The organism is Gammaproteobacteria bacterium (genome assembly GCA_029880545.1).
GTDB lineage: Bacteria > Pseudomonadota > Gammaproteobacteria > Acidiferrobacterales > SZUA-150 > JAOUOD01.
In genome coordinates this window covers 100,913-120,135 of record JAOUOD010000002.1, presented here as the reverse complement: position 1 = coordinate 120,135, position 19,223 = coordinate 100,913, and the positions used below count along the sequence as shown (strand labels likewise).

The 19,223-nt window shown below is 54.5% G+C and carries 17 protein-coding genes and 2 pseudogenes; 9 read left to right on the top strand and 10 right to left on the bottom strand.

Annotation, left to right across the window (positions count from 1 at the left end):
* Positions 1 to 13: 13 nt before the first annotated feature.
* Entirely contained in the window at positions 14 to 1,051 is a 1,038-nt protein-coding gene (gene cgtA / locus OEZ10_02595; GenBank protein ID MDH5631862.1) for an Obg family GTPase CgtA, read from the top strand.
* Positions 1,041 to 2,171 carry a glutamate 5-kinase gene (proB, locus tag OEZ10_02590; protein ID MDH5631861.1) on the top strand — a complete coding sequence of 377 codons (1,131 nt, stop codon included), beginning with the start codon at positions 1,041 to 1,043 and terminating at the stop codon, positions 2,169 to 2,171. Before cgtA ends, proB begins: the two co-directional genes overlap by 11 nt.
* Positions 2,172 to 2,265: 94 nt before the next feature.
* Here proB and rpsT read toward each other — a convergent pair whose 3' ends face one another.
* Positions 2,266 to 2,526 carry a 30S ribosomal protein S20 gene (rpsT, locus tag OEZ10_02585; protein MDH5631860.1) on the bottom strand — a complete coding sequence of 87 codons (261 nt, stop codon included), beginning with the start codon at positions 2,524 to 2,526 and terminating at the stop codon, positions 2,266 to 2,268.
* A gap of 256 nt (positions 2,527 to 2,782) precedes the next feature.
* Here rpsT and murJ point away from each other — a divergent pair, with 256 nt between their 5' ends.
* The 7 genes from murJ to ispH all read left to right on the top strand — a co-directional run bounded on the left by murJ (position 2,783) and on the right by ispH (position 10,528).
* A complete protein-coding gene (gene murJ / locus OEZ10_02580; protein MDH5631859.1) occupies positions 2,783 to 4,327 on the top strand; it encodes a murein biosynthesis integral membrane protein MurJ in 1,545 nt (514 codons plus the stop codon).
* Positions 4,328 to 4,338: 11 nt separating this feature from the next.
* The gene (locus OEZ10_02575) at positions 4,339 to 4,749 is read left to right on the top strand and encodes a DUF2203 domain-containing protein (protein ID MDH5631858.1); all 411 of its coding nucleotides are present in this window, start codon (positions 4,339 to 4,341) and stop codon (positions 4,747 to 4,749) included.
* 109 nt (positions 4,750 to 4,858) lie between these two features.
* Positions 4,859 to 5,791 (top strand): bifunctional riboflavin kinase/FAD synthetase, encoded by a 933-nt coding sequence (gene ribF, locus OEZ10_02570; protein MDH5631857.1) that lies wholly within the window; start codon positions 4,859 to 4,861, stop codon positions 5,789 to 5,791.
* Positions 5,792 to 5,819: 28 nt separating this feature from the next.
* Complete coding sequence (gene ileS / locus OEZ10_02565) at positions 5,820 to 8,648, top strand: isoleucine--tRNA ligase (GenBank protein MDH5631856.1); 2,829 nt, start codon at positions 5,820 to 5,822, stop codon at positions 8,646 to 8,648.
* Positions 8,648 to 9,148: a signal peptidase II gene (gene lspA / locus OEZ10_02560; protein ID MDH5631855.1), complete on the top strand. Its 501-nt coding sequence runs from the start codon at positions 8,648 to 8,650 to the stop codon at positions 9,146 to 9,148. The genes ileS and lspA overlap by 1 nt, the downstream gene beginning before the upstream one ends.
* Positions 9,145 to 9,585: an FKBP-type peptidyl-prolyl cis-trans isomerase gene (locus OEZ10_02555; GenBank protein MDH5631854.1), complete on the top strand. Its 441-nt coding sequence runs from the start codon at positions 9,145 to 9,147 to the stop codon at positions 9,583 to 9,585. Before lspA ends, OEZ10_02555 begins: the two co-directional genes overlap by 4 nt.
* Positions 9,586 to 9,598: 13 nt before the next feature.
* Positions 9,599 to 10,528, top strand: a complete 930-nt coding sequence (gene ispH / locus OEZ10_02550; protein ID MDH5631853.1) for a 4-hydroxy-3-methylbut-2-enyl diphosphate reductase — start codon at positions 9,599 to 9,601, stop codon at positions 10,526 to 10,528.
* A gap of 8 nt (positions 10,529 to 10,536) precedes the next feature.
* On the opposite strand, the gene OEZ10_02545 is transcribed toward ispH, so the two are convergent.
* The 9 genes and pseudogenes from OEZ10_02545 to OEZ10_02505 all read right to left on the bottom strand — a co-directional run bounded on the left by OEZ10_02545 (position 10,537) and on the right by OEZ10_02505 (position 19,155).
* Positions 10,537 to 11,052 carry a type IV pilin protein gene (locus OEZ10_02545; GenBank protein MDH5631852.1) on the bottom strand — a complete coding sequence of 172 codons (516 nt, stop codon included), beginning with the start codon at positions 11,050 to 11,052 and terminating at the stop codon, positions 10,537 to 10,539.
* A gap of 37 nt (positions 11,053 to 11,089) precedes the next feature.
* Positions 11,090 to 11,437 (bottom strand): hypothetical protein, encoded by a 348-nt coding sequence (locus OEZ10_02540; GenBank protein ID MDH5631851.1) that lies wholly within the window; start codon positions 11,435 to 11,437, stop codon positions 11,090 to 11,092.
* A 12-nt stretch (positions 11,438 to 11,449) separates the two neighbouring features.
* Positions 11,450 to 15,187, bottom strand: a complete 3,738-nt coding sequence (locus OEZ10_02535; protein ID MDH5631850.1) for a PilC/PilY family type IV pilus protein — start codon at positions 15,185 to 15,187, stop codon at positions 11,450 to 11,452.
* Between the two features lie 61 nt (positions 15,188 to 15,248).
* Positions 15,249 to 15,809 carry a PilX N-terminal domain-containing pilus assembly protein gene (locus OEZ10_02530; protein ID MDH5631849.1) on the bottom strand — a complete coding sequence of 187 codons (561 nt, stop codon included), beginning with the start codon at positions 15,807 to 15,809 and terminating at the stop codon, positions 15,249 to 15,251.
* Positions 15,810 to 15,849: 40 nt separating this feature from the next.
* On the bottom strand, positions 15,850 to 17,022 hold the full coding sequence (locus OEZ10_02525) for a PilW family protein (protein ID MDH5631848.1): 1,173 nt from the start codon (positions 17,020 to 17,022) through the stop codon (positions 15,850 to 15,852).
* A complete protein-coding gene (gene pilV / locus OEZ10_02520) occupies positions 17,019 to 17,495 on the bottom strand; it encodes a type IV pilus modification protein PilV (protein MDH5631847.1) in 477 nt (158 codons plus the stop codon). The genes OEZ10_02525 and pilV overlap by 4 nt, the downstream gene beginning before the upstream one ends.
* Before the next feature lie 22 nt (positions 17,496 to 17,517).
* A complete protein-coding gene (locus OEZ10_02515) occupies positions 17,518 to 18,090 on the bottom strand; it encodes a GspH/FimT family pseudopilin (GenBank protein MDH5631846.1) in 573 nt (190 codons plus the stop codon).
* Positions 18,091 to 18,657: 567 nt separating this feature from the next.
* A pseudogene (locus tag OEZ10_02510) lies at positions 18,658 to 19,026 on the bottom strand (type IV pilin protein).
* Positions 19,006 to 19,155, bottom strand: a pseudogene (locus tag OEZ10_02505) (prepilin-type N-terminal cleavage/methylation domain-containing protein). The pseudogenes OEZ10_02510 and OEZ10_02505 overlap by 21 nt, the downstream one beginning before the upstream one ends.
* Between the last annotated feature and the right edge of the window lie 68 nt (positions 19,156 to 19,223).

The following is a 19,223-nucleotide window of genomic DNA, read 5'->3' as shown; positions in this document are numbered from 1 at the left end:
CAGAGTAGCAAGCATGAAATTCGTCGATGAAGCATCCATTCGCGTAGAAGCGGGTAACGGCGGCCGAGGTTGCCTGAGTTTCCTGCGCCTGAAATTCATGCCCAAGGGTGGTCCGGATGGCGGTGACGGCGGCAATGGCGGCAGTGTCTATCTGCAAGGCGATTCCGGGCTCAATACCCTCGCGGATTTTCGCCACAGTCGTCAGCATCGAGCGCGTAATGGCGAGCCGGGACGCGGACGAAATTGCACCGGGGCATCGGCAGATGACCTGGTTGTGCGTGTACCCCTGGGAACACGTGTTTGGGATGAAGACACTGAAGAACTGATTGGAGAGCTGACTCGCGAAGGCGAGCGCCTGTTGGTGGCCAAGGGCGGTGAAGGCGGGCTGGGTAACGCCCGGTTCAAATCCAGTACCAACCGCGCGCCACGCAAGACCACGCCGGGCACCGCCGGTGATCAGCGTTACCTGCGCATGGAGCTGCAGGTACTGGCTGATGTCGGTCTTTTAGGGTTGCCTAATGCCGGGAAATCCACATTCCTCAGGGCAGTGTCCGCGGCCCGACCGAAAGTGGCGGACTACCCGTTTACTACCTTGTACCCGAATTTAGGCGTGGTTCGTGTGGGCGAGTACCGCAGTTTTGTTATTGCCGATATTCCGGGCTTGATCGAAGGTGCTGCGGAAGGCGTGGGCCTGGGCGTGCAGTTCCTGAAACATCTTTCCCGAACCCGCATTCTGTTGCATCTTGTCGATGTGGCACCATTTGATGGCAGTGATCCGGTCAAGGAAGCGAGCGCCTTGCTCAACGAGCTGTCGAAATACAGCGATGAACTGGCCGACAAAGAGCGTTGGCTGGTATTGAACAAGCTCGACCTGGTGCCGGACGACGAACGCGAAGCACGGTGTCAGGATATCGTAGATGGATTGGATTTTGATGGCCCGGTTTACCGGGTCAGTGCCATTAATGGCGAAGGTTGCAATAAATTAACCGGGGCCCTCATGGGACACCTGGAAGAGCTGGGAGACGAGGCGGGAACGCTGCATGACGCATAATCAGTCCAGAGCAAAAATCAGTCAGTCCAGGCGTTGCGTCGTCAAGATCGGCAGTGCCTTGTTGACGGACGCGAAGCAGGGAATCGACGTCGCCGCCATCGGCCGCTGGGTGGAGCAGGCGGCAAAATGGATGTCGCCAGGACGTGAATTATTGCTGGTTACATCTGGCTCCGTAGCAGCCGGTCTGCATCGCATGGGTGGCACCACGCGCCCGCATGCACTGCATGATCTGCAGGCGTTGGCCGCCATCGGCCAAATGGGACTGGTACAAACCTATGAAACCGCATTTCATCGTTTTGGCATCCATTCCGCCCAGATTCTGTTGACTCATGCTGACCTTGCCAATCGTGAGCGCTATTTGAATGCCAGGAGCACGTTGAAAACCCTGTTGAAGATGGGCGTGGTGCCGGTCATTAATGAAAATGACACCGTTGCTACCGAAGAAATCCGGTTTTCCGACAATGACACCCTGGCAGCGCAGGTGTGTAATCTTGTCGAAGCCGATCTGCTGGTCATTCTTACCGATCAGGAAGGTTTGTTTGAGCAGGATCCCCGGGAGTGTCCCGATGCCAGGCTGGTTAGCCACGGCCAGGCCGGCGATCCGTCACTGGTAGCCATGGCGGGAGGTTCGGGAAGCCTGGGTCGTGGCGGCATGCGCACAAAGGTATTGGCTGCAGGCAAGGCTGCACGTTCTGGCACCTGCACAGTTATTGCTAACGGTCGCAAACAGGACGTATTAAGCCAGGTCTGGGCCGGTGAATCTGTTGGTACCTACCTGGAAGCTGCCCAGGGTCGTGTGGCCGCGCGCAAACAGTGGTTGGCGTCACAGGCGAAAACGGCTGGTCGACTGGTGCTGGATGCTGGTGCGGTACGTGTTGTGCGGGAAAATGGCGGCAGCTTGTTGGCGGTGGGCGTGATTGCCGCAGAGGGCAAGTTTTCCCGTGGCGAGGTGGTAGCCTGTGTTGATGCCGATGGCAACGAGGTGGCGCGTGGACTGGTTAACTACGGTATTGATGATACTCGGAAGATTCTGGGAAAACCCAGTGAACGTATTGAATCGCTGCTCGGGTATGTGGATGATCCAGAACTGATCCACCGCGACAATATGGTGCTCGTGTAAGACCCGGTTCCGACCGCCTGATCGATTCCTGAAGGCATGAAAAAACCCGCTATCGAACATGCCGATAGCGGGTTTTATTATCTGTAGCAGCAGGTCAGGCTGATTTCAGGCGTGCGCTCAGGCGACTCTTGGTGCGGGCTGCCTTGTTGGCGTGAATCAAGCCACGCTTGGCGGCGCGGTCCAGAAACGATGATGCGGCCTTGAGCTGTTCTGCAGCCGCGTCTTTTTCGCCATCCTTGATCAGCTTGAGCAGCTTTTTGACCTGTGTGCGCATGTTGGAACGCTGGGCTGTATTGCGTTCACGATGGACATCGGCCTGACGGGCGCGTTTGCGGGCTTGTGCTGAGTTAGCCATTTTTGCTCCTGAATCCTTTGAGATCGACTTTTCTTGGTAAAGTCGGGTTTTGGCCGGCCCGGTTGATGGAAGTATCTGGCCGGTCGCCGGAAAGCGCCGAACTATCCTGATTTTCTGTCTATTTGTCAATACCTTGAGCTTTGGGGTGATGAAAAATCGGCCTGGTGGGCGCGCGCGACGAATTGCCCTATGATTGCCCCTGAATCGGCCTGCCCTGAACCATTTTGAGGCAGGAAAATCAACAATAAGGATATTCATGTCAGGCAAATTGCTGAAATCCACTGCGGTGACCGGCGCCATGACCCTGGTTTCGCGTATTACGGGCTTGGTGCGCGATGTGTTGTTTGCGAGGTTTCTCGGGGCTAGCGCCGGGGTTGCCGCCGATGCCTTTTATGTTGCCTTCGCCATTCCCAATTTTTTCCGTCGCATATTCGGTGAGGGTGCATTTTCACAGGCATTTGTCCCGGTCCTTGCCGAAACCCAGAAAAAACAGGGTGACGAAGCGGCACGTAAATTTGTAAACCACATGTTTGGTGCTTTTGGCCTGATCCTGTTCCTAGTAACGCTCATCGGGATTATTGCCTCGCCGCTTATTATCATGGGCCTGGCGCCCGGTTTTATGGATGAGCCCACCAAGTTTGACCTGACCGTGGCCATGCTGCGAATTACTTTTCCGTACCTGATGTTCATCTCGTTGGTGGCCATGGCCGCGGGAATTCTGAATACGCGTGGCAAGTTTGCCGCTGCCGCGTTCACGCCGGTATTTCTGAACCTGTGCCTGATCGCGGCGGTCATTTGGTTAACACCGTTAATGGACCAGCCGGTGGTCGGACTGGCCTGGGGCGTATTTATAGCGGGCGTCGTCCAGCTCGGGTTCCAGGTACCGTTTTTAAAGCGCGCCGGCATGCTTGGCTGGCCGAAACTGGCGCGGCACAACGAAGTCAGCAAAGTGTTCAAGTTGATGGTGCCCGCGATATTTGGCAGCTCGGTGGCGCAGGTGAACCTGCTGGTGAACCGTATTCTGGCTTCATTCCTGGTAACCGGTAGCGTCTCGTGGCTGTACTACTCGGATCGCCTGATGGAATTTCCACTCGGCGTTTTTGGTATTGCCTTGGCAACAGTGATCTTGCCCAGCCTGTCGCGTCGTTATGCCGACGGTGCCGCTGGCGAGTTTTCGCATTTGCTTGATTGGTCGTTACGACTGGTATTCCTGATCGCGGTTCCGGCTGCCGTTGGACTCGCTGTATTGGCAGGACCCATGATTGTCACCTTGTTCCAGTACGGCGCATTTAATGCCACGGATGTGGAAATGACATCACGGGCGCTGGTTGCGTTTGCGATCGGTCTGCCCGGATTTATCCTGGTCAAGGTGCTGGCTCCCGGGTTTTATGCCCGCCAGGATACGCGCACCCCGGCGAAAATCGCCATGATTGCCTTTGCCGCCAATATTGTCCTGAGCCTGGCGCTGGTGTGGCCGTTGAAACATGTCGGCCTGGCGCTGGCAATCTCACTTTCAACATTTATTAATTGCGGCCTGTTGTTTGTCCGTTTGCGCAAAGAGCAGATTTATCAACCGGATTCAGGCTGGTCCTTGTTTCTGATCCGGATTGTCCTGGCCAGCACCGCCATGGGCACGCTGTTGTATTTTGGCGCTGCGGATATTCAGTCGTGGCTGGACGCCGGGTTCTGGGTGCGTGTTGTCAGGCTCGCGCAATGGATTGGTTTGGGTATACTGGTCTACGGAGTCGCCTTGGTATTGTCTGGCCTGAAGCCGGGCAAGCTCATCCATAAACCGCACTGATCGTTCCAGTCATGAGTGATAGCCACACCCAGATCGGAAGTTGCAACAGCCCGCGGGTATTCAGTCTGTCCGAGGCGCAATCGCTATTTCCCATGGTGAGAAAATTGACCGAGTCTGCCCATGCGGAGCTGGAACCCCTGCGGCTCAAACTGGAGTCCATGCTGCCCACCAACCCGGCCTTGCCGCGCGTGGAGGCCGAATACGAAACCATCGTCAAGCGCTGGGTCGGCAAGATGGAGCGACTGGGGTTGGTGGTCAAGGGCCTGTGGTTAGTGGATTTTGATACCGGCGACGGTTACCTGTGCTGGAAGTTTCCCGAGCTGCGCCTGGGGCATTATCATGGTTACGATGATGGTTTTGATGGCCGGCGTCCTGTTGGCGAGGTTATTGACGAACTGGATCCTGACTGGGCCCATCATTGAGATCGAGGCGCATACCTGGATTTACCCGGTTGTCTGGACCTTTCCTTTTGAAATCAGTAATCTTGCGCGCTTTACTTCAGAGCGCAACAGGCGGTAAAAACAGGCAACCATGGAGCTGATTCGCGGTCTTCACAATCTTCGGCCGGAGCATCGGGGCTGCGTGGCCACCATCGGTAATTTCGACGGTGTTCACCTGGGCCACCAGGCGGTTATTGGCCAGCTGGCCGATGAGGGGCGCGATTACGGGGTGCCGTCGCTGGTCATGACTTTTGAGCCGCAGCCGCTTGAGTATTTCCAGCCGAACAAGGCGCCGGCAAGATTGACTCGCCTGCGCGAGAAATTGCGCCAACTGGGCCGATTCGCTGTAGACCGGGTGCTGGTGTGCGAGTTTGACGAAAAATTTGCGTCACTGGACGCCGAGGATTTTGTCGAGCGCATCCTGGTAGAGGGTCTGGGCGTCAGGCACCTGGTGGTGGGTGACGATTTTCAGTTTGGCAAGGCGCGCCGTGGAGACTTTGCCATGTTGCAGCAGGCCGGCCGGCGATTCGGTTTTGATGTAGTACACATGCACACGTTTAATATAGATGGCGAGCGTGTCAGCAGTACCAGGATTCGCACAGCGCTGGCAATTGGTGACCTGCAGACTGCCGAAAAATTACTGGGTCGCCCCTATCGCATGTGTGGTCGGGTGGCGCATGGCGACAAGATAGGCCGAACCCTGGGTATTCCGACAGCCAATATCCACCTGCATCGAAACATGTCACCGGTCCAGGGCATATACGTTGTCGAAGTTTTCGGAGTTCGGGGCGAACCGGTCCAGGGAGTGGCCAGTGTCGGTACCCGGCCAACAGTTGGTGGTACCCGGGCTTTGCTGGAGATCCACCTGTTTGATTTTAACGAGCAGATCTACGGTCAATACCTTAATATTGATTTTCTGCACAAGCTGCGGGATGAAGAAAAATTTGATTCACTGGATGAGATGAAGTTGCGCATATTCCAGGATATCGACGAGGCGCGTACCTGGTTCGCAAACAGAACATAAGACAAGGCCCGAAAAGGCGACATAGAGCATGAGTGAAAACAGTTACAAAGACAGCCTGAATCTTCCAAACACGGATTTCCCGATGAAAGCCAGCCTGGCGCAACGGGAACCCAGGGCGCTGGAGCGTTGGAACAAGGAAGATATTTACGGACAGATTCGCAAGGCTCGCCAGGGTCGGGAAAAGTACATCCTGCATGATGGTCCCCCGTATGCGAATGGCGATATCCATCTTGGTCATGCGGTCAACAAGGTGTTGAAAGATATTATCGTCAAGGCCAAGAGCATGGGTGGTTATGATGCGCCCTATGTGCCGGGCTGGGACTGCCATGGCCTGCCCATCGAGCTGCAAGTAGAAAAGAAAATCGGCAAGGCCGGGGTCAAGGTGCCGGCCGACAAGTTCCGCAATGCCTGCCGTGAATATGCCATGAAGCAAGTAGATGGTCAGCGCAAGGGCTTTATTCGTCTTGGCATCTTTGGTGACTGGGACAATCCTTACCTGACCATGGACTACAAGTACGAAGCCGATATCATTCGTACATTGGGAAAAATTATCGAAGCTGGCCATGTTGTTCAGGGTCACAAGCCTGTGCACTGGTGTACCGATTGCGGTTCTGCGCTGGCCGAGGCGGAAGTGGAATACCAGGACAAGGCGTCACCGGCAATTGATGTGCGGTTCCAGGTGCTCGACGAAGAAGAGCTGTTCGCCCGGTGTGAATCGGTTCCCGGTCATCATGGTGAAGGTCCGGCCAATGTTGTTATCTGGACGACCACGCCATGGACGCTGCCTGCCAACCAGGCCGTGGCCCTGAACCCGGACCTTGAATACGTAGTCATTCAGTGTGAAGCGGAGCATGGCAAGGAGCGCCTGGTGATAGCCGAGGCATTGATGAAAGATGCGATGGCACGCTGGAACATCGAGAGCTACAAGGTAATCGCCACTTGCCTCGGTTCTGCACTGGAGAACCTGAAGTTACAGCACCCGTTTTATGACCGCGAAGTTCCGGTGATTCTTGGTGATCACGTTACCACCGACGCGGGTACAGGTGCGGTGCATACCGCGCCCGGTCATGGTCTTGAAGACTACGTGGTTGGCAGCAAGTACAACCTGGCAGTTGAGAACCCTGTTGGCGGTAATGGCGTGTTCCTGCCGGATACACCCTTGTTTGCCGGTCAGCACGTATTCAAGGCCAACGATGCCGTTATTGAAACGCTGAAGACACGCGCCAGGCTGGTACACGTAGCATCCCTGAAGCACAGTTACCCGCATTGCTGGCGCCATAAAACACCGATAATTTTCCGTGCAACGTCACAATGGTTTATCGCCATGGAAAAGTTGCGGCCGGTCGTCATGCAGGAAATCTCCCGGACGAAATGGATGCCGGACTGGGGTCGCGCCCGAATCGAAGGCATGGTGGAAAACCGTCCTGACTGGTGTATTTCCCGTCAGCGCACCTGGGGCTCGCCAATCGCGGTATTCGTAGATAAAAGGACCGGCGAGCTGCATCCAAAGACGCCCGAATTGATCGAGCAGGTCTGTCAACGGGTGGAACAAAACGGTATTGATGCCTGGTTTGATCTTGATCCTGTTGAACTGCTGGGTAATGATGCCGACCGTTACGAGAAAGTCACCGATACACTTGATGTCTGGTTTGATTCCGGTGTATCCCATGCCTGCGTCCTGGAAACCCGTGAAGACCTGCAATGGCCGGCAGACCTCTACCTTGAAGGTTCGGATCAGCATCGAGGCTGGTTCCAGTCTTCATTGCTGACAGCAGTCGCCAGTCGTGGCAAGGCGCCTTACAAAGGTGTACTGACTCACGGGTTTACCGTCGACAAGCACGGCTACAAGATGTCCAAATCCCGGGGCAACGGCGTCGAGCCGGAGAAAGTGGCTGATACCATGGGCGCCGATATCCTGCGCCTGTGGATCGCGTCAACGGACTATCGCGGCGAGATGACGTATTCCGACGAGGTGCTCAAGCGAATTGCTGACAGTTATCGTCGTATCAGAAATACTGCTCGTTACCTTTTGGGCAACCTGGACGGATTTGAGCCATCAATGACGTTGCCGGTTGACGACATGTTGCCGCTTGATCGCTGGGCAGTCCAGGAAGCGGCCGCGTTGCAGCAAGACATCCTCGCTGCGTATGATAACTTCAGCTTCCATCATATCTACCAGAAGCTGCACCAGTTTTGCGTGGTGGAACTGGGTGGTTTCTACCTGGATATTCTCAAGGACCGTTTGTACACGATGCCGCGTCACAGTCGTGGTCGACTGTCAGCGCAAACGGCGATGTACCATATACTTGAAGCACTGGTGCGTTGGCTGGCACCGATTCTCAGTTTTACCGCCGATGAAATCTGGCAGTGTTTTGCCGGCAAGCGTGAGTCCAGTGTATTTATTGCCGAGTGGTACTCGTTCCCGGCCGGGTTTGGCAAGCAGTTTTCCGATGGCCTGGATCGCGGTTACTGGGCTGACGTTATTGAAGTGCGCGATACGGTCGCCAAGGAACTGGAGCGTTTGCGCGCGGCCGGCAGCATTGGCGCGGCACTGGAAGCGCAGGTGGATTTGTATTGTTCTGATGAGCTGAAGGCAAAACTGGATCGCATTGGCGACGAGCTGCGGTTTGTCCTGATTACATCTTATGCGAACGTGCATGGACTGGATAACAGGCCGGCCGATGCCGCCGAAACCGAGCGCAAGGATTTGTTTGTTTCCGTATCCGCACTGGATCATGGCAAGTGCGTGCGTTGCTGGCATCGTCGCGAAGATGTCGGCAGCAACAGTGAACATTCCGAGCTGTGTGATCGTTGTATCACCAATATCGGTGGCGGCGAAAACCGGGAGTTTGCCTGATGTTGCGCCTGTGGTGGATATCGGCAGCTGTTATCGGGCTTGATCAGCTGACCAAGGTGCTGGCGGTAAAAATGCTGAGCAAGGGTGTGATCCCGGTTTTGCCATTCTTTGACCTGGAGCTTGCCTATAATACCGGCGCGGCCTTCGGTTTTCTTCATGATGCCGGTGGCTGGCAACGTATCTTTTTTATTGTGCTTGCCGTAGCTGTCAGTATTGTCATCGTAACCATGGTCAGGAAACTCAGGCAGGATGAGCTGCAACTGGCCGTGGCACTGATGCTGGTACTGGGTGGAGCCATAGGCAATGTTATTGATCGTATCTATCTTGGCAAGGTTGTGGACTTCCTGCATTTCTTCTACGGCACCTGGTCCTGGCCCAATTTCAATATAGCCGATTCGGCTATTTCTGTTGGCGCCGTACTGCTGATTGTTGACAGTTTTGGCTGGCGCATTATTGGCCGGAGATCAGGTTCGAATGAAGCGCAGGAGAAGCAGGTATGAGCGACCAGGTTGTAAACGGGTCTGTTGTCACATTCCATTATACGCTCACTATTCCATCGGAGAATCACGTAGCCGACAGTTCCCGTGAAGGCGAGCCGGCCACCGTCACCATCGGCAGCGGCGAACTGATCGAGGGGCTGGAATCACGCATGCTTGGATTGCAAAAGGGTGATACCAGGAAATTCGAGGTACCGTGCATGGAGGCCTATGGTCCTGCTGAGCAGGAGCGGATCCTGACCATACCGCTGGATGAGTTTCCGGAAGACATGGATACAAGTGAAGGCAATGTTATTGGCTTTACCACGCCATCCGGTGAAGAGATTGCCGGAGTGATCCTGGCAAACAGTGAAGGCCAGGTGCGCGTTGATTTCTCGCATCCGTTGGCAGGCTATGACCTGTTGTTTGACATAGAAATACTGAACGTGGAGCCGGCTTGACCGGATCGAAATCATGAAAGTCATTCTCGCCAGCCCCCGTGGGTTTTGTGCCGGTGTTGATCGTGCCATTGAGATCGTTGAGCGTGCACTGCAGATGTTCGGTGCGCCCGTGTATGTGCGCCACGAGGTCGTACACAATCGTTTTGTTGTCGATGACCTCAGGCAAAAAGGCGCTGTATTTGTTGAGGAGCTTGACGAAGTGCCTGATGGTGCGACAGTGATATTCAGCGCTCATGGAGTCAGCCAGGCAGTTCGCGACGAGGCTCAGCAGCGCCAATTACAGGTGTTTGATGCAACCTGTCCGCTGGTGACCAAGGTACACATGGAGGTTATGCATCAGCACAAGGCAGGGAGCCAGACTATTATGATTGGCCATGCCGGTCATCCTGAGGTTGAAGGTACGCTGGGCCAGGTCAAAGACCGGATTTACCTTGTTGAGTCACCGGACGATGTGGCAAGTCTGGAGATTGCAGGTGAAGGACCTCTGACCTATGTTACCCAGACAACCTTGAGTGTCGACGACACGGAAAAGGTGGTCGCGGCACTGAAGAAACGTTTTCCGGGAATATCAGGGCCGAAGAAAGATGATATTTGTTACGCGACGCAGAATCGCCAGGATGCCATAAAGCGTCTGGCAGGTGAGTCAGACGTGGTCATTGTTGTGGGTTCGGCAAACAGCTCCAACTCCAATCGTTTGCGCGAAGTGGCCGAAGCCAGGGGTTGTCGTGCATACATGGTTGATGGACCACAGGATCTTCAGCAGTCCTGGTTTGAATCCGCCCAGACTGTCGGCCTTACGGCCGGAGCATCCGCACCGGAACTGCTTGTACAGCAGGTTCTTGATCAGCTCAGACAGTGGGGCGCAGCGGTTTCAGACGTGCAGGGTGGAGAACCTGAGACCATACACTTTGCCATACCCAAACCTTTGCGTGCACCTGCCTGATTAGCCAGTTATTTCTTGTCACTCCATTTGCCGTTGAACATGCCGTTGGCGTCAACGGTCCCGGTATCGTTTTTGTCCCAGCTTTTTCGTCCCGCCTGGTCAATGCGAAAACGACCGTCGTTGGACTGGAGACCGGTAGTGCCGGCACCGTTCGGATCAGCTTCCAGTAAATAGCAGTTGGCCGTTGTGCACCCGGCGGTGACCGGCGCCAGGATGGAAATACGGTAATGGTTTTCCGGGGATAGCGCGGAATAAATAAGCGTCGCACTGCCCGGGTCAGCTGCAGTGCTGCAGGCCTTGTCCGCGGCTGTCGATGACGACTGTGCTGCATAGCGGTTGCATTCAGTAAAAAATTTTTCCTGTATGTTGGCCAGTTGGGTTAATGGGCCCTTTGCATCGGTGCGACGCGCTTTCCTGACATGGTCCTGATAGCTGGAGTATGCGAACGACGAAAGCACCCCGATAATGACAACCACGATCATGAGTTCAATCAGGGTGAAGCCTTGGCTGTTTGTTTTGTTCATATAATCCTGTTCCGTCAAGGTTGAAAAGCCGGCCATGTTATTGGGGCAGGTTGTAGTCTGCCGGCAATAGCCACAGCTCAATAATGATTCCATATCCTGATCGGTTATCGTGTTTGACCGAGTAAGCGGCCTTGGTGCCTTTTCGGGCAAAACTGACCGGGATCGGAGTACCTTGTGCATTCTTGATGCGTGAACCTGCCGACAGTTTCAGCAAGGTGTCGTTGATAATGATTTCCATGTTTCTCGCGCGAAGCTCGTCGACGATGCCAAAATTCACTATCTCCGCTGGCAAGGTCGGCCGGTTTTCGGTAGCGACCCCGGTAACCGGTATCAACAGTGTCGGTGCGAGAAATAGAGTTGCCCGTATGAAGTCAAGTATCTTCATGTCCGCCTCCGGTTATTGCAGTTCACGCCAGCTTTGCCTGCACAGGCTGACCGGTGTTTTGGTTTTCTTGGAAGTCGGCGTGTCGCCGGACGAGTTGCCACCAACCAGGATGCTGTCAAGGTTGTCGCAACTTCGCCTGGGTGGTGTTACGCCACCCGCTGCAGGAGGTATGCCCTGCATGGGCTTCTGTTCAACGGGCGCGCCACCGGGATCAAACTGGCCGCCGCAAGCGGTACCATTACATACGCTATTATCGATTAAATCGATCTCACCGTCTTCATTGGTATCAAAGAATGCTTCAGGAGGTGGACCGCCGTTGGTGCGGTTCAGTGCCATTATCCAGCCCTTGGCGCCGGCGCCACATGGGCGGTCTTCCGGTATCAGCGTTGAGAAGATAATGGTGTCGCCCCAGGCGAGGGATTTGTAGATGACGCGTTCACCCGCAAAGCCGGTAACGGCCGGGTCGAAATCTATCTTCCAGCCCATGTAGGTGCCAGGTGTTCCGGATGAGCCCCATGAATCAATGCTGGTGTCACTGGACGTCCTGAATGCGGGCGGGTTAGCTGATCCGGCACCGGCATTATTGCCATTGACATCTGTCTGGGTAATAGCTTGCTCAAGAAGGTTTGCTTTCTTGACCTGGGTGTTGTTCTCGGTACCTGAACCGGTTTCATCCCAGATACCGTAGAAACTCTGCATCTGTGTCGTCGGCGAGACGATGATATCACTCTTGCCCAGGTACCGGCCTGTACCGAAAAATACCATCAAGCCTCCAGCCGCCGAAGTCTGATCGGCGATTTCCGGAGCAGAAGTAATCGGTTGCGGGATGCCGTTGTCATCCGTAGCGGTGAAAAGGGGTGCCGGCTTGCCGCCCACGTTCTTGGATACCACCCAGCCTGACGAGGTGGCGCTGGATACATCAAACTTCCACAGGTTGCCTTGCAGGTCGCCCGCGTAAACCAGGTCAACAATAGAGTCATTGTTGTCGTCTACAAGTGACGGTGCGTTTAGGCCATTGGGTGCTGTTGCGCTGCCTGCGCCGGTATTGATCTTTTTGAGCAACGCCCCGGTTTCAATATCCACGATGAACAGGTGCGCCTTGCCGGAGCAGCTGTAACTGGTACCGCAAACGCTGGTATCGCCCGGCAACGGGATGCTGCTGTTGTAGCCGTTGCCAAATATGGCAACCCACTTGCCATTGGCCAGGCGACCAATTGCCGGTTTGCCGAAGGTAAAGCCCAGGTCCGGATCAGTGAATTCCCACATGACGATATTGGCAGCATTGTTCTCGGCGAAGTTTGCCTTGTAGGAGTGCCTGGTACCGAGGGAATCGGTATAGGGCAGCGGGTCGGTAATATCGAGTGCAAACACTGATTTGCCACCACCGCGCAGGGAACCCAGAAGAACTGTGTGCCACGCACCGTTGTAGAAGGCATCGCCGGCTACCGGCGTTTCATCAACATAGTACTGGTGGGAATAGGCCGGGTCTGTGAGTTCCGGCAGCTTGTGATATATCGATGACGGAACGTAAGCCAGCTTTTCTTCACCGGTTTCGGCGTCAAAAGCATGCAGCATGCCATCGTTTGCGCCCACGTAAATCATTGCCTTTCGTTCAAAGTTGGCGACACGAAAACTGTTATAGGATACAGATTCCAGGGCGTCCAGATACCCGTAGGGCGGTGCGCCGACATAAAGCGGTGAAGAGTGGACGATGTCACCGAGCTTGAATTCCTGGCCACCTGGTCCGCGACTACGAAATTTTCCTGATCCGGACTTTGATTCATTGCCGTGGTCCCCGCGAATGAATTCAAGTCTTTGCTGTCCCAGAACGGCATCAGGATTCCCGGTACCGTCGGTTGCACCGTCAATCAATGCGGCCTGTTGGCTGGCGCCGATAGTGTTCCAGCGAAATGCTGTACCATCTGGCGCCAAGGCAGCAGGATTCCAGGTAACGATATGGCGCCCGGTGTTCCAGTTTTGAGTCTTCAGCACCTCTGCGGCGTCCGATGGTGGTCCGCCCCAGTCACCGCTGTTGATAATGTCAAAGCTGTCAAATTGTAACGCAAACAAGTGGCCTTCCCAGGTACCGCTGTCAAAGGTGGACTGGTACAGGCGCGTATCCGTGGACACGGCACCGGTGGAAACGGCAATTGCGGAAGCTGAACCGGCACGCTGGTTGATGTTTGACAGGGCATCCTCAAATGCCTTGATAAGTTTCTGTCCGTCAGAAGCACTCATAAACTGGCCGCGGCCGTTATAGGCGGCATGCCATAAATCGTCGATCCTGTTTTGCACATCATTGATGCCGTCCGCCGGATCCGGCCAGGCAAAGCCTGTTGCCCTTGGATCTGAGTCGCTGTTATCGGCAGGAGTCTTGGTGTTGAATGGATCCAGTGCACCGGTCAAACCGAAGCTCACAGTGAAAGTCACCATGTGCTGATGCGCCGCCTCGTCCACGTTCTCCAGGACGGGCACATCATCAGCAAGACTGGGTGCCAGGTCCCGTTCGTAATAGTTCATGGCCACGTCAGCCAGTGTATCGGAGAAGCCGTCTGCGAATGGAGTGCCGTCAAAACTTGTATTGCTATCGCCATCCGTGTTGGCCATGCCAATGGCGGGGCCATTGTATTCGCCATCAGTCAGAAGGATGGTGAAGTTTTGTTGGCATTCGCCACCGTGGTTTGCGTCGAGAATGGGCGATAGCCCGGTAGCCTTGAAACTGTTCGGGTGACTGGGTGCACTGGAAAATAATACGTTTTTGACATCAGTGTCATTTATACCTTCAAAATATTTTCCGGTGTTACGCAGTGCCGTTCTCAGGGGTGTGGTGCTTGCTGGCCCGATATTGGATAAATGTCTTAACATTTTTTCCTTGTCGGCCTGCGCAACCGGATCAACCGGTACGCTGATGTTGTCTATATTGTTGACCTGCACGGCGACACCATTGTTGTTCCATAGTGTCGAAAATCCCATTCGATGGCGACCAGTGTAAGTCAGTTCCGTTACGGCCCGTTTCATCACAAAATCACGTTTACGGTAATAGGTGTACCAGTTGGCGAAATTGCGTTGCTGCTCGGTAGCCGGCACAGTGGTTGTGCCTGTACTTGCCAGTTCGGCCCAGGTTACACCTTCGGAGTCAGTCAGCCCGCATTCGCCACTGTCCCACTGGCCATCAGCATCAGTGTCTGTCCACGGAAAGTAGGCATAGTTTATGGCAGTGGCATTAAGTGTGCCGTTGTACCCGGCATCATTGCAGTTGGTAACAGCACCGCTTGCATCAATAGTCGTGCTCGCGGATACCCCTGCAGGGCAATAAGGATTGTTTCTCAGCGTGGTGAAACCGCCCGACAAGATGTCCGCGTCAGAATAGCTGACATTGTTCGCGTCTTTCCCGCGCCAGGGCGTGTAACGAACATTGGGGTTGTAGGCGAGAACATTAAAACCGTGACACAAACGCTGGCGATCCAGTGTGCCGGCCGGTGAAAAACTCAGCGTGTTGGTCGTGGCCGTGCCAACGGGGACGCCCTCGTTGTACAGGGTTTCGCCTCGCATACTGCCGGAATCGTCGAGCATGAAGAAAATATTGGGCTGCACCGAATTGGAAATAAACAGTGGTGAATTGCTGATATCCGTGGAGGCAGGACTGCTAGCCGCGGTGAATAATATGCCCGTCAGCAATGCGCCGGTCACAGAGCGTTTGACCCGGCTTGATACGGTTATGCGGTAGCCATCTGGCTGAATGCAGTTCATAGTTTTCTCTCCAGTGAATTATTTGCTCAGAAAATCCATTTTCATATTGCGTCAATCCGGTTCAGTACCAGGCAAAAGTGGATTGGGTCAGCGATACAGCGTTAGCTGTGCCGCCCTGGCCGCGGGCGGTTATACGGTACATAAAGCGTTGTGGTGTTCCACCATAGCCGCCGCACCCTGACTTGCTTTCACATGCAAGCGGGCCCATGTCCTCAACAATGTATTGCGGGGAGTCCGACAGGTATGAAAGATCAAAGATACCGGTATTAGCCGGTTGTCCCGGGGTGCCGGGGTGCTTGATTGCATTGGCGCTGTTCCAGATATCCAAATTGGTATCGCGCCAGACCGGAGTACCGTTGACCGAGGGAGACAGTATCTGAGGCGTCGTTTGTGCCCGTGGCGTCTTGCCCTGTTGCTTTAACCATCCCTCGGCGGTAATCAGGGCGGATTCCGCAGCCTGGAACGACAGCGCCTTGTCTTTCATGTTGCCGGCCATTTTTTCCTGCAGTGACGAGGTGCTCATGGCCGAGATGCCGATAATGGTGAGCACCAGCAGAAAAATCAGTGATATCACCAGGGTCATTCCCTGCTCGGTCAAAGCTATAGTGTTTAATGGTTTCATACCGGCTCCTGGACAATGAAATAGTTTGTCCGACTCATGCCTAGTTTCTGCGAGCGACAGTCATGGTGAATACCCGTCGCCTTGCGCGATTCTCGGACCCGTAATTTTCCGGAGATGATCCTGGCCCGTAATCGTCAAAGCTTTCATTTGCCAGTCCGAGTATGTTGTAGACTGTAGTATCGGCTTCACCGTCGACCGTATCGCCGGATGTGACCGCAATGCCAACCCGGATGGAAACCACTTTTGACAAGTCTGCAGCTGCAGCGTCGCCTGGCAAGACATATTGATTGGCGCCATTGTCACGAAAGCGGCCCGGCGCAGTATCCGTATCCATGCCCAGCATCAGTTGCATACGCTCGACCCCTTCAACGAGGGCTTGAGCGACCAGGTCACCCCGGACCAGTGATTTACGCATCAATGCCGGGTCGGGATCGGGCTTGTTATCGCCATCAAGATCGGGCTTGCCGACGTAGTAGGCGCGGGCTTCCCAGCGCAATACTTCGGCATTGGTGGTGTAGCCATGACCAAGACGATTGGTACTGTTGCTGCCGGTAGCATGGGCCAATGTCAGCGCGCCGCCATTGTTGGCAACGTTGTTGGTGATGGCAAAGATATCGGCATTATTGCAGTCGGTGACCATGACGATATCGTTCTGGCGGAATGCGCTTTCAGTTTCCGTTGTTGCCAGGATCTGGATGTTGGCATTGGGCGCGGCCGACCCTGTCGGGTAAGCATCTACAGATGTCCCATACTTGACGATCAGGAGATCGGAAAACGGCTCCATTTCGCCGGCCTTGAAATATCCGCCTGATGCAATGTCCTTCAGCGCTGGAGTCCAGTCGCTCAAGGCACTGCCACCTGACCCGGTGTAGCGATAGACTTCCATGCCTGCGCTGTCATACCGGGTGGCGTCATTGGGATTTTTCAGTATATTGGTAACGTCGGCGGTCTCGAGGCGGCGTGCACAGCCGGTATAACCAGCCATGCGGATGTCGCGGGCGAGGAAGTCAATGGCAAAGCGTCCACCTTCCTGTATCCGCGACATGCCTTCCGTGTAGCTGTAGGTGGTCCTGCTTGAGACAAAAATCTGGGTAACAGCAAGAAGAATGATCAGGCTGATGGTCAGCGCAATCATAATTTCAACCAGGGTGAAGCCGGATTGCCAGAATTTTCTCGCAACCAGTGCAATGTTCCTGTGTTTGGTCGATGTCATAGTTCAACCTCCTGGGCGAATTCCTGGTCTGCTTCATTTTCTTTCCATTTAATCTGGATCTTGTGCAGCAGTGTCGCCGGGTCATAACTGATTTGGCCGTCCGCATCTGCGCCCAATTGCTCGTTGATGGATTGTTTCCATAGCGCTAGGTCGTAGGCGGCCAGCTGTGCGGCTGTGCAAGGGCTGGTGTGACAGGTTCCGGCAGCGGGCTGGCCCAGGCTGACGCCGTACTGGACCTGGTAGTTGCCGGCGATACCGTCATTCGCGCGGATCTTGTCGGTCAGCTCGTAGGTCAGGATAACGGCCTGGGTGCGTTGAAATGACTGGTAGTTGTATTTGAGTCCGACGGTTTGCAATGCAGCCAGTCCGAGCAGTCCGATAGCCAGAACCAGGATGGAAATCAGGACTTCCAGCATGCCGAATCCCGATTGACCTGCGCTGGATACGGGACAGTGAAAAGATAAAGGTCTCATCCAGAATCTCCTCGTTTCTGTATTACGGGCAAGCTGTGGCCGGACGTGCGACCTTGGTGACGCCGGTGAAGCTGATGATGATGTCACGACCGGTGTCGGTTTCCGGGATGCCGTTGTTGTCTGAGTCGTAGCAAATGGCCAGCGTAATCGCGTTTGCCGCCCCCACGGTTGCCGTGCCCAGGTTGGTTATTCCCTGGCGGTCAAAACCAATCGCAACGACCGCGCCTGCCGGGTCACCGAGGTAGGTGCGGGAGCCGTCGGGTGGCTCGATAACGCGCAGTATCTGTTCACCGGCATCAACTACACCATTGGTCGTGGTATCAGTCCATATCAGCCGTTGGCGGGTGTTCCAGCTGCCGGCGGGGTCGCAATCTGACGCAGCCACGTTGGCGACGCACAAGGCGACCGCGGTACCTCGCTTGATGGCCTCGCTACGGGCAAAGTTAAGGTCGGCGATAAATGCGTTGGCTTGGGTAGTGATGCGATTGTTTTCGAGAGTTCGCATGAACGAAGGCACAGCCAGGCCACCGATAATCGCCAGGATTACCAGGGCAATAATCAATTCAATGAGCGAAAAACCGCCACTCCTTGGCATAATTTTTTGTCCGCGTTCGCGTGACCCGCTATTTTGACAATAAGTTACAGGCGGTATAATTAGACCGATGAACGGTAGATTTAGCGAGCCACTCGTGCCGACAAACGGTCTATTGTGGCAGATAAACGGGATTCCTGTGCGAAAATGAACGGTCGAGAAAATCCGTAAAGTGAAATCCATGTAGTTTCCCTCGTTCCTGAACACGGTTTTGCCCTCAGTTTTTAGGCTTCTGCAGGCTATTTTTATTTCTAATTTAAAGTATACCCGTGTCTTTTGATCTGAACTACAGGGTTGAGAAAAGCATGCTGCTGCGCGCTACCAAAAATGGACATGTAAATAAGTATTAGTATAAATATAAATACTGTTAAGATATTGATAACATTGAATAAATCTATATAAACACTATGGAAGTAATGAAAACCGGTTTGTTGGAAGTGTGGTATGGACGCCACAAAGACAACCCATTGCTGTTCGGGGGGCGTTAGTGACAGCAATGGGCGGCAGGAGGTGCACCAGTTTTACAGCCGGGTGCGCTACATATACATATGGGAACCGGACGGCAGATGATTACCAGCAACTGGTTGTAGCAGTTCCTGTAGAATCTTCGCTTTCCTTTTCGCCCCTGGAAGTAAGCCGGAAGCGGCGGCAAGTTGTATCCTTTAGCTGGTTGGTGTCAACGGCAACGGCTTCCAGTGCCCAGCAGGTAATCGGGAAGCAACCATTGTCCCAGGTCGGTGCCACGGCGCTGACCCGGTAATAACGCTCCGGAGAATCCCAGTCGCCAGCCGCAGCGCCGGCGCTGGTGGCCTGCACCAGTCCCAACTCGGTCAGATCGCTGGTGTAGGTCTTCCGATCGAGGTAGAACTGCTCCATGCGTGACGCGACCTGGGATATGGCGGTCTTGGCATCGGCACGTTTGCTCTTCCTGATGCTGTCCTGGTAGGAAGGGATGGCGAATGCGGCGATGATGGCAATAATAACAACGACAATCATCAGCTCGATCATGGTAAAGCCATGTTGCTGGCGGAGCGTTCTGTATGACAATTTATTTGGGCTTGCGAACATATTTATCCTCTTTATGTGAAGTCAGGCTGCGAAAACAAGCAACCTCTTTGTTCTTTATAACCGATACC

Bases quoted from the DNA above. Each gene is read 5' to 3' on its own strand.
- pilV (MDH5631847.1), bottom strand. From the start codon at position 17,495: ATGAGACCTTTATCTTTTCACTGTCCCGTATCCAGCGCAGGTCAATCG.
- OEZ10_02545 (MDH5631852.1), bottom strand. From the start codon at position 11,052: ATGAACAAAACAAACAGCCAAGGCTTCACCCTGATTGAACTCATGATC.
- lspA (MDH5631855.1), top strand. From the start codon at position 8,648: ATGTTGCGCCTGTGGTGGATATCGGCAGCTGTTATCGGGCTTGATCAG.
- OEZ10_02575 (MDH5631858.1), top strand. From the start codon at position 4,339: ATGAGTGATAGCCACACCCAGATCGGAAGTTGCAACAGCCCGCGGGTA.
- ribF (MDH5631857.1), top strand. From the start codon at position 4,859: ATGGAGCTGATTCGCGGTCTTCACAATCTTCGGCCGGAGCATCGGGGC.
- proB (MDH5631861.1), top strand. From the start codon at position 1,041: ATGACGCATAATCAGTCCAGAGCAAAAATCAGTCAGTCCAGGCGTTGC.
- ileS (MDH5631856.1), top strand. From the start codon at position 5,820: ATGAGTGAAAACAGTTACAAAGACAGCCTGAATCTTCCAAACACGGAT.
- murJ (MDH5631859.1), top strand. From the start codon at position 2,783: ATGTCAGGCAAATTGCTGAAATCCACTGCGGTGACCGGCGCCATGACC.
- OEZ10_02515 (MDH5631846.1), bottom strand. From the start codon at position 18,090: ATGCCAAGGAGTGGCGGTTTTTCGCTCATTGAATTGATTATTGCCCTG.
- OEZ10_02525 (MDH5631848.1), bottom strand. From the start codon at position 17,022: ATGACATCGACCAAACACAGGAACATTGCACTGGTTGCGAGAAAATTC.
- OEZ10_02540 (MDH5631851.1), bottom strand. From the start codon at position 11,437: ATGAAGATACTTGACTTCATACGGGCAACTCTATTTCTCGCACCGACA.
- rpsT (MDH5631860.1), bottom strand. From the start codon at position 2,526: ATGGCTAACTCAGCACAAGCCCGCAAACGCGCCCGTCAGGCCGATGTC.
- OEZ10_02535 (MDH5631850.1), bottom strand. From the start codon at position 15,187: ATGAACTGCATTCAGCCAGATGGCTACCGCATAACCGTATCAAGCCGG.
- OEZ10_02555 (MDH5631854.1), top strand. From the start codon at position 9,145: ATGAGCGACCAGGTTGTAAACGGGTCTGTTGTCACATTCCATTATACG.
- cgtA (MDH5631862.1), top strand. From the start codon at position 14: ATGAAATTCGTCGATGAAGCATCCATTCGCGTAGAAGCGGGTAACGGC.
- ispH (MDH5631853.1), top strand. From the start codon at position 9,599: ATGAAAGTCATTCTCGCCAGCCCCCGTGGGTTTTGTGCCGGTGTTGAT.
- OEZ10_02530 (MDH5631849.1), bottom strand. From the start codon at position 15,809: ATGAAACCATTAAACACTATAGCTTTGACCGAGCAGGGAATGACCCTG.